Origin of the sequence: Mesorhizobium sp. M0019 (assembly GCF_040323975.1) — a bacterium.
Classification (GTDB): Bacteria; Pseudomonadota; Alphaproteobacteria; order Rhizobiales; family Rhizobiaceae; genus Mesorhizobium.
Genome location: NZ_JAMYVK010000003.1, coordinates 161,993 through 177,135 on the forward strand (window position 1 = coordinate 161,993; position 15,143 = coordinate 177,135).

General features: G+C 66.8%; 14 protein-coding genes. 1 reads left to right on the forward strand and 13 read right to left on the reverse strand.

Annotated features, from left to right (window positions below; genetic code table 11):
- Positions 1 to 67 precede the first annotated feature (67 nt).
- The 8 genes from NKK47_RS04260 to cbiE are packed head-to-tail and all read right to left on the reverse strand — an operon-like array spanning position 68 to position 7,120.
- Positions 68 to 808 (reverse strand): hypothetical protein, encoded by a 741-nt coding sequence (locus NKK47_RS04260; RefSeq protein WP_352456480.1) that lies wholly within the window; start codon positions 806 to 808, stop codon positions 68 to 70.
- Between the two features lie 26 nt (positions 809 to 834).
- The gene (gene cobT, locus NKK47_RS04265) at positions 835 to 1,845 is read right to left on the reverse strand and encodes a nicotinate-nucleotide--dimethylbenzimidazole phosphoribosyltransferase (RefSeq protein WP_352456479.1); all 1,011 of its coding nucleotides are present in this window, start codon (positions 1,843 to 1,845) and stop codon (positions 835 to 837) included.
- A 24-nt stretch (positions 1,846 to 1,869) separates the two neighbouring features.
- A complete protein-coding gene (locus NKK47_RS04270) occupies positions 1,870 to 2,631 on the reverse strand; it encodes an adenosylcobinamide-GDP ribazoletransferase (protein WP_352456478.1) in 762 nt (253 codons plus the stop codon).
- The gene (locus NKK47_RS04275; protein ID WP_352456477.1) at positions 2,628 to 3,941 is read right to left on the reverse strand and encodes a cobyrinic acid a,c-diamide synthase CobB; all 1,314 of its coding nucleotides are present in this window, start codon (positions 3,939 to 3,941) and stop codon (positions 2,628 to 2,630) included. Before NKK47_RS04275 ends, NKK47_RS04270 begins: the two co-directional genes overlap by 4 nt.
- Positions 3,938 to 4,744 (reverse strand): uroporphyrinogen-III C-methyltransferase, encoded by an 807-nt coding sequence (cobA, locus tag NKK47_RS04280; RefSeq protein ID WP_352456476.1) that lies wholly within the window; start codon positions 4,742 to 4,744, stop codon positions 3,938 to 3,940. The genes NKK47_RS04275 and cobA overlap by 4 nt, the downstream gene beginning before the upstream one ends.
- Positions 4,741 to 5,505, reverse strand: coding sequence for a precorrin-4 C(11)-methyltransferase (gene cobM, locus NKK47_RS04285; protein ID WP_352456475.1), 765 nt, complete (start codon positions 5,503 to 5,505; stop codon positions 4,741 to 4,743). The genes cobA and cobM overlap by 4 nt, the downstream gene beginning before the upstream one ends.
- Positions 5,502 to 5,882, reverse strand: coding sequence for a cobalamin biosynthesis protein (locus tag NKK47_RS04290; protein WP_023676642.1), 381 nt, complete (start codon positions 5,880 to 5,882; stop codon positions 5,502 to 5,504). Before NKK47_RS04290 ends, cobM begins: the two co-directional genes overlap by 4 nt.
- Positions 5,879 to 7,120, reverse strand: coding sequence for a precorrin-6y C5,15-methyltransferase (decarboxylating) subunit CbiE (cbiE, locus tag NKK47_RS04295; protein ID WP_352575191.1), 1,242 nt, complete (start codon positions 7,118 to 7,120; stop codon positions 5,879 to 5,881). Before cbiE ends, NKK47_RS04290 begins: the two co-directional genes overlap by 4 nt.
- A gap of 1 nt (position 7,121) precedes the next feature.
- Between cbiE and NKK47_RS04300 the strand changes: the two genes are divergently transcribed.
- Positions 7,122 to 7,904: a cobalt-precorrin-6A reductase gene (locus NKK47_RS04300; RefSeq protein ID WP_352456473.1), complete on the forward strand. Its 783-nt coding sequence runs from the start codon at positions 7,122 to 7,124 to the stop codon at positions 7,902 to 7,904.
- Here the strand turns inward: NKK47_RS04300 and NKK47_RS04305 are convergent.
- From NKK47_RS04305 to NKK47_RS04325, 5 genes are read right to left on the reverse strand one after another with little or no spacing between them, the layout of a single operon-like run.
- Entirely contained in the window at positions 7,868 to 8,632 is a 765-nt protein-coding gene (locus tag NKK47_RS04305; RefSeq protein WP_352456472.1) for a precorrin-3B C(17)-methyltransferase, read from the reverse strand. The genes NKK47_RS04300 and NKK47_RS04305 overlap by 37 nt on opposite strands.
- A complete protein-coding gene (locus tag NKK47_RS04310; RefSeq protein ID WP_352456471.1) occupies positions 8,629 to 9,387 on the reverse strand; it encodes a precorrin-2 C(20)-methyltransferase in 759 nt (252 codons plus the stop codon). Before NKK47_RS04310 ends, NKK47_RS04305 begins: the two co-directional genes overlap by 4 nt.
- The gene (locus tag NKK47_RS04315; protein WP_502903603.1) at positions 9,384 to 10,031 is read right to left on the reverse strand and encodes a precorrin-8X methylmutase; all 648 of its coding nucleotides are present in this window, start codon (positions 10,029 to 10,031) and stop codon (positions 9,384 to 9,386) included. The genes NKK47_RS04310 and NKK47_RS04315 overlap by 4 nt, the downstream gene beginning before the upstream one ends.
- Positions 10,028 to 11,488 carry a precorrin-3B synthase gene (gene cobG / locus NKK47_RS04320; RefSeq protein WP_352575193.1) on the reverse strand — a complete coding sequence of 487 codons (1,461 nt, stop codon included), beginning with the start codon at positions 11,486 to 11,488 and terminating at the stop codon, positions 10,028 to 10,030. Before cobG ends, NKK47_RS04315 begins: the two co-directional genes overlap by 4 nt.
- On the reverse strand, positions 11,485 to 15,132 hold the full coding sequence (locus tag NKK47_RS04325) for a cobaltochelatase subunit CobN (RefSeq protein ID WP_352575195.1): 3,648 nt from the start codon (positions 15,130 to 15,132) through the stop codon (positions 11,485 to 11,487). Before NKK47_RS04325 ends, cobG begins: the two co-directional genes overlap by 4 nt.
- Between the last annotated feature and the right edge of the window lie 11 nt (positions 15,133 to 15,143).

Sequence of the window (15,143 nt, forward strand, 5' to 3'; positions counted from 1 at the left end):
CTTAACGCGGCGCGAGACAGCTTTTGCCCGTCGCACATGTCGGCAAGCGGCTAGCTGACTCGCCCGACTATTGGATAGTGGGCTTCAGATAGGTCAGGATTGCTCGCGTTATGGCTATCACGCCGTCGACGGCATCGAAGTTTGTTTTGCTCTTGCTTGCGATCCATTCGAGTGCAGGATGCCTGGGCAGTCGAAGTGCATGGAATAGCGCCTCGCCCGAGAGACCGCCCAGTTCAAAGGATGTAGGTTCATCGTCTGCGTAGTAAGGAAAGTGAAAATCCAGCCGGATAGGCCCACCATATCCAAGCTTAAAGGTCATTCTGACTGTAACATTGTGATCAAATCTGTCCTCAAAAATTCCGCAGAACCTAAGGTCCTTGGCATCATAGCTATGCCATTGCCTCGCCAATCCCAAAGAACTCCATACCTTCAGGGTATGGGCTTTCAGTTCTTTGCGATTAGGGAATTTCGTCAATTCCGGGGTCAGATGGATGGGCGGATCACTGTAACCTGTCTCTGTTCTCCACTCTTCCGCAGCACTGCGAAGATCTTCAAAAATTTGGATGATTGGCGGATTCGTCGGATTCCCAGAGTGAACCGAAATCCGGCATTGAGAAATCATCTCGCATAGCTCTTCGACCGTATGGCCCGATCGCTCTGCCCAATCCTCGGTGGCGAGTATCCACGGCGAATTGTATTTCAGCCCGGCAAAAGCGCCGCTCTTGCTGTCGAAATCCCTGATGATCCGAGCAAGAATATCGCGAAGCCCCTGTTTGGGGTCTCCGAAAATCTGTGAGGGTTTGTTCATCAACGCGATCCGCGCTTGGCTCCGCCTTACTTCTCCGAAACCCCAGCCTCCGCAAAGCTTGCCATGCGGGCGTGGCATTCGAGTGCCGAGCGGACGATGTTGACGGCGAGGCAGGCGCCGGAGCCTTCCCCGAGCCGCATGCCGAGGTCGAGCAAGGGTGGCAGGCCGAGCGCTTCGAGCAGGCGGCGGTGGCCGGATTCGGCTGAGACGTGAGCGGCCATGGTGTGAGCGAGGCCAGCAGGGTGCAGCGCTGCCAAAGGTGCGGCGGCGGCGGTGCAGACGAAGCCGTCGAGCAGCACCGGGACGCCTAGGTGGCGCGCAGCTAGCGTCGCACCAAGGATCGCCGCGAGCTCGCGGCCGCCGAGGGCTGCCGCTACCTTCAGGGGGTCGGCTAGCGCCGGGGCGTGGCGCTTCAGGCCGGCCTCGATGGCGACGATCTTGCGCACGAGGCCGGCGTCGTCGACGCCGGTGCCACGCCCTGTCCATCGCTCCGCGCCGCCGCCGAACAGCGCGGTCGAGATGGCCGCCGCCGGCGTGGTGTTGCCGATGCCCATTTCGCCGAAACATACAAGGTCGAGATCCCTGCTGATCGCGTCGTAGCCTGCCGAGACGGCGGCGAGGAAGGCTTCGTCGTCCATCGCCGGCTCTTGCGTGAAGTCGCCGGTCGGACGGTCGAGGTCGAGCGGGATGACGTCCAGCTCCGCGCCGGCGATGCGGGCAAGCTGGTTGATGGCGGCGCCGCCGCCGGCGAAATTCGCCACCATCTGCACGGTGACCTCCGACGGGAAGGCCGACACGCCTTGCGCGGTGACGCCGTGGTTGCCGGCAAAGACGAAAACCTTGACGCGGTCGAGCTTTGGTATGTCGCGGCCCTGCCAGCGCGCCAGCCAGGCGGCTACTGTCTCCAGCCGGCCGAGGCTGCCTTGCGGCTTGGTCAGCGTGTCCTGGCGCCGGGCGACGGCATTTGCGGCGGCATCGCTGCCAGTGGGCAGGTCGAGGCAGGCGGCGCGCAGTTCATCGAGCGATTTGAAAGGCATGGGGGCAAAATCTCCGAAACAGAGTCAAGACAGGGAAACGGAAGCGACGAGCAGGATTGCGATCTCGCCGAGCTGCTGCAGGGCGCCGACGGTGTCGCCGGTCTGGCCGCCGATCTGGTTGAGGCAAAGCGCTCGAAACGCGGCAAACAAGAACGCAAGCAGGATGAGCGCGAACATGGCAGCACTGAACCCAAGCGCCAGCAGCGCGACCGCACCGAGTACGGCACCGATACCGGCGGTTTCGGCCGTGACTGCGCCTGCATCAGCCGAGAGGCCGTCGCTGCGGGCCGGTGGCAGCAGGTGCATGAAGGCGCCGGGCAGGCCGCGCGAGGCCGCATGCGCGGCAATGAGGGCCCAGAAGACATGAGTCGGGCCGGCGAATCCAGAGAGTACGCTCCAGCGGATCAGCAGCGAGATGCCGAGCGCGCAGGCGCCGTAGGCACCGATGCGGCTGTCGCGCATGATCTCGAGTTTCCTGCCGCGCGTCTTGCCGCCGCCAAAGCCGTCGGCGACGTCCGAAAGCCCGTCCTCATGCAGGCAGCCGGTAGCGAGCAAGATCGCGGCAAGGGCCAACGCGGCAACAGGACCTGCGGCTAGGCCGAGCCTTGTGCCGATGGCGTAGACCAGCGCACCGACCAGAGCGACGGCGAGACCGGCAACGGGTGCAGCCCAGATCGCAGCGGCAAGGCTGCGGCCACGGAAGTCGGCTCTCGGCAGCGGCAGCCGGGTGAAGAAGACGAAGCAAAGCGCGATGTCCTCGAAAATCTGCCGCTGCGAGGCCTTCATGCGCCCCTCGCAATGGCATGGAAGAAGGTGCCGCTGACATTACCGCCCCGGTAGCCGGAGGCGCCGAGCGGATTGCCTTGCCCATCGGCGAGGTCGGCCAGCGGCTCGTCATTGCCGGTCGCGATCATCTGCGCATAATGGAATTCGTGGCCGCGGATCAGCGTGCCTTGGCTGCCGAGCGGACAGCCGGACCGCAGCCGCGCCTCGCGGTAGCCGAGATTCATCTTGCGCTTGGCGAAGCTGGTCGAATGGCCGAGGAGGCCAAGCATCCGATGCGTCTCGCCCGACGCGTCCTCGAGCGCTTCGCCCAACACCATGAAGCCGCCGCACTCGCCGTGCACCGACCGCGTGGCGGCGAACCTCGCCATGCCCGCCCTGAAATTCGCAGCGGCCGCGAGGCGGCCGGCATGAAGCTCGGGATAGCCGCCGGGCAGCCAGCAGACATCGCAATTGTCGCCAGGCGCTTCATCGGCGAGCGGCGAGAACGGAACGATCTCGGCGCCGGCCTTGCGCCAATGCGCGGCAACGTGCGGATAGAGGAAGGTAAAGGCGGCGTCCTCGGCGAGTGCAATGCGCTGGCCGGGCGGCGGCAGCGCGTCGCCGAAATTGCCCGGTGCGGGCGTGAATGGCGCCGCCAGCGCCATGATGGCGTCGAGGTCGAGCGAGCGCTCGACCATGTCGGCCAGCCGGTCGAGATGCGCCATCAGATTCTCATATTCGCCGGCCTGGACGAGGCCGAGATGGCGCTCGGGCAGGTTGAGCGAGGGATCGCGCAGGATGGCACCGACGACAGGCAGGCCGAGTGCTTCGATGGCATCGCTGCAAAGCCGGCGGTGGCGCTCGCTGCCCAGCCGGTTGAGCACGACCCCGGCCATGCGCACATCCGGATCGTAGGTGGCAAAACCCTTGGCGACGGCTGCTGCCGTGGTCGATTGACCGGAGACATCGAGTACCAGCAGCACCGGCAGACCATAGAGTCGGGCGAGATCGGCGGCCGAACCGGTGCGCCCTTGAGCAGCAGGAATCCCGTCGAACAGGCCCATGGCGCTTTCGAGGAAGATAAAATCGGCATCTTCGGTCGCTTCACCGGCCAGTGCGTTGAGCAGGGCGGGCGGCATTGCCCAGCTGTCGAGATTGACGCCGGACAAGCCGGTGGCGGCGGTGTGGAAGCCAGGATCGATATAGTCCGGGCCGGATTTGGCGCCGCGCACTTTCAGGCCGCGCCGGGCAAGTGCGCGCAAAATGCCGATGGTGACGCTGGTCTTGCCCGAGCCCGAGCGCGGCGCGCCGATGATGATGGCGCGGGTCATGGCTCACCCGCCAGTGCCGCGCGCATCCCGACGATGCCGCCGACGACGATCAGCGCCGGCGAGGTCAAGCCGGCTGCGGCCGTTTCCTCGGCAATCGTGGCGAGCGTGGCGACGACGATACGCTCCTGCGGCGTCGTCGCGGCAACGATGACCGCGGCGGGCGTCGAAGACGGCAGGCCGCCCTCTAGCAACGAAGCGGCGATCAGCGGCAGGTTGGCCATACCCATATAGACGACCACCGGCTGGCCGGTGCGGGCGATTGCCGCCCAGTCGAGATCATCATCGGTGCCGGCGGCATGGCCGGTCGCCAGGATCAGCGCCTTGTTGATGCCGCGCATGGTGCCGGGAATGCCGGTCGCGGCCAGCGCGCTGAGGCCGGACGTCAGGCCAGGCAGGATGCGGAACGGGATAGTTTCCCCGGCCAGTGCCAGCGCCTCTTCGCCGCCACGCCCGAAAATATAGGGGTCGCCGCCCTTCAGCCTGACGACGCGCCGGCCCTCGCGCGCCAGCCGGACCAGCAAGGCGGTAATGTCGTCCTGCTTCATCGACGGCTTGCCGCCGCGTTTGCCGGCATAGAACAGTTCCGCGCCCTCGGCGACAGCGACGACTTCTGGCGAGACCAGCGCGTCATAAACCAGCGCGTCGCACTGTCCGAGGGCGGCTAGCACTTCCAGCGTCAGGCAGCCGGGATCGCCAGGGCCGGCGCCGGCCAGCCAGACATGCCCGGGCTCAAGCTGGCGCGGCTTGAAGTTGAGCCGGGTGAGCGCCTGCTCGACCGTAGTGTTTCTGTTGCTGCCGCTCACAATCCGTCCCGTCCGCGAAAGCGTCGCTGGTAGTGCGCGTCGTACAGTGAACTTTCGCCAAAGCCCTCCGCCTCCAGCGAGCGGCCGACGAAGATGATTGCCGTGCGTTCCATCGGATCGGCGGCCAGTTGCGCCTCGATGGTGGCCAGCGTGCCGGTCAGCACGCGCTCGTCCGGCCAGGAAGCACGGAAGACGACCGCCACCGGGCAATCGGCGCCATAGAACGGCGTCAGTTCGGCGACGATCCGGTCGATAGCGTGGATGGCAAGGTGGATGGCCAGCGTGGCGCCGGTGCGGCCGAAGCCGGCCAGCGTTTCGCCGGGCGGCATTTTCGAGGCGCGGCCGGAGATGCGGGTCAGCACCAGGCTTTGCGCGACTTCTGGAATGGTCAGCTCGCGGCGCAGCGCTGCCGCCGCAGCGGCGAAGGACGGCACGCCCGGCGTCAGCGTGTAAGGAATGCCGTGCTTTTCCAGCCGGCGGATCTGCTCGGCAACGGCGCTCCACACCGAAAGATCGCCGGAATGCAGGCGGGCGACATCATTGCCGGCCGCGTGGGCGGCCAGATATTCGGCCTCGATCTCGTCGAGCGCCATCGGCGCGGTGTCGATCAACCTCGTTCCGGGCGCGCAGTGCTGCAACAGCTCCGGCGCGACGATCGATCCGGCATAGAGGCAGACGGGACAACTGCCGAGCAGGCGGCTGCCGCGCAAGGTGATGAGGTCGGCAGCACCCGGGCCGGCACCGATGAAGTGAACGGTCATGCCGCATCTCCGCTGATGGCGATGGCGCAAGTGACAGCACCGAGCACGGTGCGCGGCCCGAGCAGTTTTGCGCCTTTGCCGGCGGCGGCAAGCGCCGAGGCTTCGGAAACCGACGGCGTGCCGGCATGCTCCTGCGATAGGTCGGAACGGCTGGTCGTAGATGCGGCTTTGAGTTCATCCTGCTCGACGACGATCACCGGAAGGCGGAGTTCGCGTCCGGCGGCGAAGATTGCCGCTTCATCCTGCTTGAGAGACGCGGTCGCGAGGGCTGAAAGCGCGGGCAGGGCAAGCCCGTGCGCTTCCAGTGCGGTTTCTACCGCGGCAAGCACGTCGCGCGCGCTGACGCCTTTGCGGCTGCCGATGCCCGCGACCATCATGGCTTCACCCAGCTCCATTGAGTGACCGGCATAGCCGGCCGCCAGGCCTGCATCGAACCAACCGGCGAAGCACGGGATATAGCAATGCGGGTGAGCTGGCCGCCGTGCGCGGCGTGACGGGAAAGCAGCAGCGCCTCCATCTCCAGGGTCACCGCATTAGCGACGAGGCGGCCGCCGGCAGACAAGGCATGGATGGCTCCTTCCAGCACGCCGGCATCGCTGCCGCCGCCGCCGATGAAGATCGCCGCGGGCGTCTCCAGCCCGGCAAGCGCTTGCGGTGCCGAACCTTCAACGACGGCAAGACCGGGAACGCCGCAAGCCGCGGCGTTGCGTCGGATGCGCGCGGCGCGGGCCGGATCGGCCTCAACGGCGATCGCACGCATGGAAGGATGGGCCAGCATCCATTCGATGCCGATGGAGCCCGATCCGGCGCCGATGTCCCACAGCAGTTCGCCGCGTCTTGGCGCGAGAGCGGACAGGGTGACGGCGCGCACTTCGCGCTTGGTGATCTGGCCGTCATGCTCGAACAAATGATCGGCAAGTCCCGCTGTCAGCGGCAGGATGCGTGCTTGCGAAGTCGATTCAACTTCGATCGCGAGCACGTTGAGTGGGTTGATCTTTTCGAGATCGAAGGTGCCGGCGCTCGCCGAGCGCAGCCTTTCGTTCGGACCGCCGAGCGCCTCCAGAACGGTCAGCTGCGAGGCGCCGAAGCCGAGCTCTGTCAGCAGACCGGCAATCGCTCCCGGTGCATCGCTGTCCGAGGTCAGCGCGAGAATGCGGGTGCAAGGATGCAGCAACGGCCGGATCAGGTCGAGCGAGCGACCATGCAGCGAGGCGGTCTCGATATCCTGCAGCGGCCAGCCAAGGCGGGCGGCGGCCAGCGAGAAGGCCGAGGGCGCAGGGATCACCCGCATATCCTCCGCCGCCAGCTTGCGGCCGAGGGTGGCGCCGACACCATGGAAAAACGGGTCGCCGGAGGCCAGCACACAGACGCGTCGGCCGGCCAGTGCCAGCACGTCGCGCATTTCGGCATCGAAAGGGGCCGGCCAGGCGCGCACTTCACCTTTGGCGAGCGACGCGACGAGGGCAAGGTGGCGCTTGCCGCCGAAGACGAATTCGGCCTCCGCGATCAACCGCTTGGCCTCGTCGCCGAGACCCGCTACACCGTCCTCGCCGATGCCGATGATCGTGAGCCACTTTGAGGTGAGCTTGGCGCCGCGCGGAGGTTCAGCAGGCATGATGACCCACCGCATTCTGATCCTCGGCGGAACCACCGAAGCCCGGCAACTGGCCGGAAAGCTGGCCGCGCGCGCGGATATTTCGGTCATACTGTCGCTGGCCGGCCGCACCGAAAACCCGGCCGCGCAGGGGGTGCCGGTGCGGGTCGGCGGCTTCGGCGGTGCCGGCGGGCTGGCGGCGTATCTCCGCCAGAACAAGATCGACCTGCTGATCGACGCCACGCATCCCTATGCGGCGCGAATCTCCGCCAATGCGGCGGAAGCAGCGCGCATGACCGGCGTGCCTATCGTTGCGCTCAGGCGTCCCGGATGGGAGGCGGTCGAAGGTGATCGCTGGATGTTGGTCGACACCGTTGCCAGCGCGGTGACGGCTCTGGGATCGGTGCCGCGCCGCGTGTTCCTGGCGCTCGGGCGACAGGAGGTCGCTGCCTTCAAGGCCGCTCCCCAGCATCATTATCTCATCCGCAGTGTCGACCCGGTCGAGCCCAGGCTCGCTGTGCCCGACGCGACCTATCTCTTGGCGCGCGGGCCGTTTCATGAGGTCGATGAGCGCGCGCTGCTCGGAAGCCGTGGCATCGAAGTCGTTGTTTCCAAAAACAGCGGCGGCGAGGCGACCTACGGCAAGATCGCGGCGGCGCGAGCGCTGGGAATCGAGGTGGTGATGATCCGCAGGCCGGCGCTGCCGGACGTCACGTCGGCTGAGACCGTCGAATCTCTTGCCGCGATGGTCGATCATTTTCTGGTCGGTCATGTTCTTGGGCCCGCTGCCGAACGCGGCGTGTAGACCAGCGCGGCCTTGTCACCCCGCTTGATGATCCTGGTTTCCGGCGAGCCGATGATGATGCAGGTCGACATGTCGGCCTTCGCGGCATCGGCGTCGGCCAGCAGAAAAACCTCGATGCGCTCGTCGGGACGGCCGGCGGCACGGCCGAAGATCACCGGCGTGGTGCCGGGCAGGATCGCCGTCAGGCATTCGAAGGCGCGGCCTAGCTGCCATGGGCGCGCCTTACTGATCGGGTTGTAGAGCGCGATGACGAAGCCGGCGCCGGCTGCCGCCAGCAGGCGTAGCTCGATCAGGTCCCACGGCTTCAGATTGTCGGACAGCGAGATGGCGCAGAAATCATGGCCGAGCGGCGCGCCGATGCGGGCGGCGACGGCGAGCATGGCGGTGATACCGGGCACGATGGCGATGTCGACCGCGCGCCATTCGGGTGGGCCCGCCTCTATCGCCTCGCAGACGGCCGCGGCCATGGCGAAGACGCCCGGATCGCCGCCCGACACGACGGCGACATCGTGGCCTTCCACAGCCTTGAGCAGCGCGTCCCTGGAGCGCGCGAGTTCCTCGCGATTGTCGGAAGCGACGCGAATCTGGTCGGGGCGCAGATCGAGCCGGTCGAGATAAGGCTTGTAGCCGTAGAAGAATTTTGCCTCGGCAACGGCGCGGCTTGCCTCCGGCGTCACCTGGTCGGCGTTGCCGGGCCCGAGGCCGATGACAGTGAGGCGGCCGCTCATGCTTCGGCTTTCAATGCGCTTGGCCGGCCCGACCAGCCGGCCACCAGCACGATGGCGAAATAAGGCGCCTGGTCGTCCTTTTTATCGGCCAGCCGCATCGAGACGCCGCCCGGCATGGTGCCGCGCTCGACATAGATGGCCCGCGCCAGCTTGTCGGTTGCCTCCAGCCCGCGCCTGATCTTGGGCAGGTTGCGGCCGACCTTCATGATCACCGCAGCGTCGGTGTCGGCGAGGCGCCGCGTCAGCTCGAATTCGCTCATGGTGCCCGGCAGCACCGTCAGCACGTCGTCGCCCTGGACGATCGGCAGGCCGGTCGCCGACCAGCAGCCGGACATGGCGGTGACGCCAGGAATGACTTCGGTCGGAAAACGGTGCGCCAGCCGGACATGAAGATGCATGTAGGAGCCGTAGAAAAGCGGATCGCCTTCCGAAAGCACCGCGACCATCCTGCCGGCGCTGAGGTGCGCGGCGACCTTTTCGGCCGATTCCTCGTAGAAATCGGTGATCTGCGAGCGGTAATCGCTGTGATCCTTATTAATTTCGGTCGTCACCGGATAAAGCAGCGGCAACTCTATCAAATCAGGGCGAAAATGGGCGCCGACGATGGCGCGCGCATTGCTGTTGTTGCCGCGCTTGGCGAAATGCGCGACGACATCGGCCTCAGCCAGCGCGCGCACTGCCTTCAGCGTCAAGAGTTCCGGGTCGCCGGGTCCGGTGCCGACGCCGACAAGCCTGCCTTTTGCAATCGCATTCATAGGCCCGGCCTCGCCAATGCATTGAGGGCGGCGGCGGTCATGGCGCTGCCGCCCAGCCGGCCGCGCACGATGGCGTAAGGCACGCCATAGGAATTTTCGGCCAGCGCATCTTTCGATTCAGCGGCGCCGACAAACCCGACCGGCATGCCGATGATCGCCGCCGGCTTCGGCGCGCCGTCGCGCAGTTTTTCCAGCAGATAGAAAAGGGCTGTCGGCGCATTGCCGATGGCGACGACCGAACCGGCCATGCGCTCGCCCCACAGGTCGATCGCGGCGGCCGAGCGGGTGTTGCCAATCTTTTTCGCGATGTCAGCGGTCCGCGGATCGCGCAGCGTGCAGATCACATCGTTGCCGGCCGGCAGCCGGGCGCGCGTGACGCCGTGCGAGACCATCTGCGCGTCGCAGAAGATCGGCGCGCCGGCGCCCAGGGCCGTGCGCGCGGCGGCGACGAAATCGCTCGAGAAAACGAAGTGCCTGCAAGCGTCGACCTGGCCGCAGGCATGGATCATGCGAATGGCGACGTCGGCCTCGGCTTCGGAAAAGCGCGACAGGTCGGCCTCGGCGCGGATGATGGCGAAGGAGCGCTCGTAGATCGCCGTGCCGTCACGGATGTAGTCGTAGGCGTTCTGGGCGGGCATGCTCATTCCTGTCGATAGATTTCGGTGATGCCGGCCGCGCCGAGCCTCGCCAGGCAGGCGGCAGCGGTTTCGCCGGGATGTCGTGCGCTGCGGATCACCGCTGCAACGCGGCCGATGCCGTGCGCGGCGTCGTAGCCCGGCCTGTATCCGGCGGGCAATGCCTTTGCCGTCCCGTCCACGACAAGTCCGGCTCCGTTTTCGCCACCGACCAGGGTCAGCGCCGCCGGACCGGGATGGGCGCAGCCCTTGGCGCAGCCGGAGATGTGCAGCGTTAAGGAGGAATCGAGGATGTCGCGGTTTTCTGTAGCGATGATCTCGGCGATGTCGCGGGTGGCGATCCGGCCGGAGGCGCAGGCGGGTGCGCCGGGGCAGGTGGCGATCCTGGTGCGCGAATCGGCTGCGTCGGTGACGAAGCCGAGGGTTGCGGCGGTTTTCTGGAGTGAAAGACATGCGGCTGGGGAGAGGCCAAGCAAAAGCAGCGCGCGACCCGGCGCCAGGCGGATTTCGGTGGTGCCGAGGGTGAGGGCGTATTGGGTGAGATCGATAAGTTTTTGCGCTGGTATGCTGCCGAACGGCAGGCCGATGCCGAGGGCGATTGCGGCGGCTAGGTTAAAAACTCCGATGGGCTGGCGTTCCGTCGCGCCCCCCTCTGTCCTGCCGGACATCTCCCCCACAAGGGGGGAGATCGGCAGCTTCAGCGGCGGCTCAGGACCTCGGGTGATAGGCGAAAGCCGAGATGAGGGCGCAATCTCCCCCCTTGTGGGGGAGATGTCCGGCAGGACAGAGGGGGGCGCGACGGATCGCCAACTTGCGAGAGATCTCAGCTGCCTCGCCGTCAAATCCCGCGCATGGGCATCGCGGCCCTTTTCGGCAACCATCCTGAGAATGGCGACGGCGATGTCACAAGCCGCATCTTCCTCGGACATCGCCAGCGGCGTGGCACCCTGCGCATCTCCGGCGAGCGATACCCGCCACTTAATTCCGTCGGCGGCCCGCACCCCGACCAGCCTGACATCGGCCGTAACCGCATCCATTGTCAGCTGCCCGCCGCCGTCAACAATCACCGACACCTTCGGGCCAAGGCGTTGCGTAACACCGGCGTCCTCAATTGCCGCCCGAATCCGCCGCGCCATTGGGCGCGGGTCGGCTATCTCCTCCTGGTCGAGCCCGGCCAGCGGGCCGGTCTCGACCGGCACGCCGGTGCGCACCGCGATGCCGAGCGCATCGACCTCCATCGCCAGCAGCCGCGCGCTTGCCGGCGTCAGGCCGCGGATCTGCAGGCTGCCGCGGGCGGTCACTTCCATGATACCGTTGCCATGGCGCAAGGCAGATTCGCAGAGTCCGATCAACGACTTCGGCAACAGTCCTCCAGCGACCGGATTGAGCCGCACCAGCAGCCCGTCGCCGGTCTGCATCGGCGCGGACAAGGCAGGGCAGGCGCCACGGCGCGAGAAAGCGTTCATGCCGCCACTCCCAGAGCTTGCGCTTCGGCAATCAGTGCGGCGAGATCGTCATCGATCGAATTGCGCAGCGGATGCCAGAGCCCGCGCCGCCGTGCCGACAGCAAACGCTCGGCAATCACCTTCGCCGCCGCCGGGTTCTCGCGCAGGATGAAGGCGCGCACCACGGGGTCGCCAAGATAGGCGTCGTGCACCGCCTCGATCAGCGTGCCCGATATGGCATGGGTAGTCTCAGCAAAGCCGACAAGCCGGTCGACCGTCTCGGCGAATTCCGAGGCGCCGCGCGGGCCATGACGCATCTGGCCGGCGATGAAGCGCGGATTGACGGCGCGTGCCCGCACGACGCGCGACACGGCCTCACTGATCGAGCGCGGCTTCGGTCTTTGCGGGTCCGTGGTGTCGAGCACGATCACGTCGGCGTTTTTGCCGAGCGCGGCAAGTGCTGCCGAAAAGCCGCCGATGAAGGCGACGTCGGCCGAGCCTTCGAGGATGTCGCGGCCGGGGTCGTCGCCGGTATGAACCAGAAGATCGGCCTCGGCGAGGCGATCCTCGAACGCGCCGGGCGCCGAAATGCCTTTGCCCTCGGAGCCGCCATAGGCGTGCGAGGTGGCGGCGAGATAGGTGCGGCCGATCTCTTCGCGCGCGGCCCAGTCGCCGCTCGACAACAAGTCCTCGACGCCCGCGCCGTAAGTGCCCGGCGAGGTGCCGAAAATGCGCGGGCTGATCTTGCCGTCGATGCGGGTCCTAGCGGCGAGCGGGTTTTCCGAATCATCCTCGTCGCGGGTCGCCACCGCGTTGGCCGCGGCGTCGATCAGCGCGATCTGGGTCGGGAACATGTCGCGGAACAGGCCCGATATGCGCCAGGTGACATCGATGCGCGGACGGCCGAGTGTTGCCGGCGGCAGCACATCTATGCCGGTGATGCGGCCGGTGGCGGAATCCCATTGCGGCCGGCAGCCCATCAACGCCAGGCCTTGCGCGATCTCCTCGCCGCCGGTGCGCAGCGAGGCCGAGCCCCAGAGATCGATGACCAGCGAGCGCGGCCAGTCGCCATGCGATTGCATGTAGCTGCGGACGACTTCCTCCGCTGCCACCCTGCCCAGATCATAGGCGGTCGGCGTCGGCATGGTGCGCGGATCGGCGGTAAACAGATTGCGGCCGGTGGGCAGCACATCGCGCCGGCCACGCGCCGGCGCACCGGCCGGACCGGCAGCGATATGGCGGCCGTCGAGGGCCGCAAGCACTGCGGCCTTTTCAGCTGCCGCGCTTTGCCGGCGCAACGGATCGGTCTCGCCTTCGGGCGAGCGGCCGTAAATATGCAGGCCGTCCTTGATGGCGAAATCCTTGAGATCGCAGAGCCAGGCGTCGATGCGGCGCAAAGCCTCGTCGGCTGCGTCGGCCCTGGCGACGCCTGCCTCTGAGGCGAGGCCGGTCTTTTCCGCCGTCTCGACGATCAGCTTCGCCAGGCGGTCGCGGCGGCGGCGGTCGAGCCCGTCGGCCTGGGCATATTCGTCAACCAGTCGTTCAAGCCTGTGCTGGTTTTCGTCCAGCCCGGCGCCGGTCAGCGGCGGCGGCAGATGGCCGAGCGTGACGGCGGCAATGCGCCGCTTGGCCTGTGCTGCCTCTCCCGGGTTGGAGACGATGAAGGGATAGATGATGGGCAGGGGACCGGTGACTATCTCGGGAAAGCAGTTTTCGCTGAGCGCCACGGTCTTGCCGGGCAGCCACTCCAGCGTGCCGTGGGCGCCGACATGGACAATTGCATGGATGCCGAGCGACTTGCGCAGCCAGAGGCCAAAGGCGACCAGCGCATGGCGCGGCGGCAGCGTCGGGTCGTGATAGTCGGCGCGGCGGTCGGCTGAGCGCCCGCGGTCAGGTGCGAGTGCCACGGTGACGTTGCCGAAGGTGGCTGCGCGGAAGGCGAATTTTGCGGCGGCAGGCGCTTGAACACCCCCCTCTGTCCTGCCGGACATCTCCCCCTCAAGGGGGGAGATTGCGCTGTTGTCTCTGCTTTCGCCAATTACCGAGGGCCTTAAGGGAGAGCCGGTGGCGGAACTGCCAATCTCCCCCCTTGAGGGGGAGATGTCCGGCAGGACAGAGGGGGGTGCCTCGCACAAACTTGTGTCATCTGCCGCATTCCCCCATGCGGCCGTCACGGCAGCTATCGCCTCAGCAGGCAATTCCGCCGAGTATTCGAGATAGTCCTCAAACCCCAACCCTTCACCTCCACGCCCCAACGCATCCAGCAACTCGCGCGGCGTTTGCGGAATCCTTTCAACGGCGTAGCCCTGTTCGCTCAGGTCGTGCAGCATTGCCAGCACGCTGGACGGCACGTCGAGACCAACCGCGTAGCCGGTGCGACCGGGGGCGCTCGGATAGTCGGGGATCAGGATGGCGAGCTTGCGCTCCGCACGCGGCGTCCGCTGCAGGCGCACGAAGGCCTCGACACGGTTCGCCACTTGCGCCACGCGGTCGGGCTCAGGCCGGTTGGCGAAGGCGCGGAAGGCCAGCGCCGGGTCGGTTTCGCTTTCGCCCTTGAATGAAATGGCGCCGGCCAGGATGCGGCCGTCGAGCTCGGGCAGGACGACATGCATGGCAAGGTCGGCGGGCGCCAGGCCGCGCTGATTGGTTTGCCAGATGTCGCGGCGGGTGGTCGCGACGATGACCTGGAACACCGGCACGCCGGCGCGGTCGAACAGGGTTTCAACGCCGGGCTCGGCACCCGAGGCGAAAGCCGTGGCGGTGATGATGGCGGCAGGCTTCAGGGTTGCGAGCGCGGTTTCGACAAAGGCGAGCGACGCCGGGTCCTTGAGGCTGGAGACGAACATAGGCACGGGAGCCATCCCGCGGTGGCGCAGGGCTTCGAAAAGCGCGTCGATGGGCGCAACATCGGCGGCGAGCAGCATCGAACGGTAGAAGAGAATTGGCACGACGTCCCCCTCCCTCTCGAGGGGAGAGTGGCCCGCAGAGCCGGGTGGGGTCGTCACGGCAATGCGCGACGTTTTGTGTAGGCGCGCTTCGGAGAGGACCCCACCCCCGGCCTGCGGCCGGACCCTCCCCTCGAGGGGGAGGGGGACGCCGCGTTCTACGACCCCCAGTCCCGGCTCGTAAAATCCCGCCTTTGGCACGCTAACAGGTTCGGCTACCGCCGCACCCGATCCAGCGAGACTTGCCAGCCTCTGCACCAGCGCCGTCATATTCGCCGGTCCGCCCTCGCGGAAATAGCCAAGCAGGCCGTCCAACTCCTCGCGCGGCAGCGTCGAGCCTTCGATCAGCCGCAAATCCTCGTCGTGGCTCTCGCCGGGCAGCAGCGCCAGCTTGATACCGCGATTTCGCGCGATAACGGCGAGCTGGTCGCAGCCATAGCGCCACCACTCGTAGCCGCCGAGGATGCGGACCAGAATGACCTTGGCGTGGCGGGCGACACTGTCGATCCACAGGTCGACGGACATCGGATGGCGCAGGTCGCGCAAGGCGGCGAGCCGCATCGACGGCAGGCGGTGCGCATCTGCCTTCCACGCCGCCGCCAGCCCGGCCAGGTCGCTGTCGGTGAAGGACAGCGCCACGACATCCGCAGGCGTTTGCCTGAGATCGACAGGCTCGGCGAGATCGTCGAGCGAGGCGGATGTGGTGGTGAGGATGTGCATCGCGGCTCGTA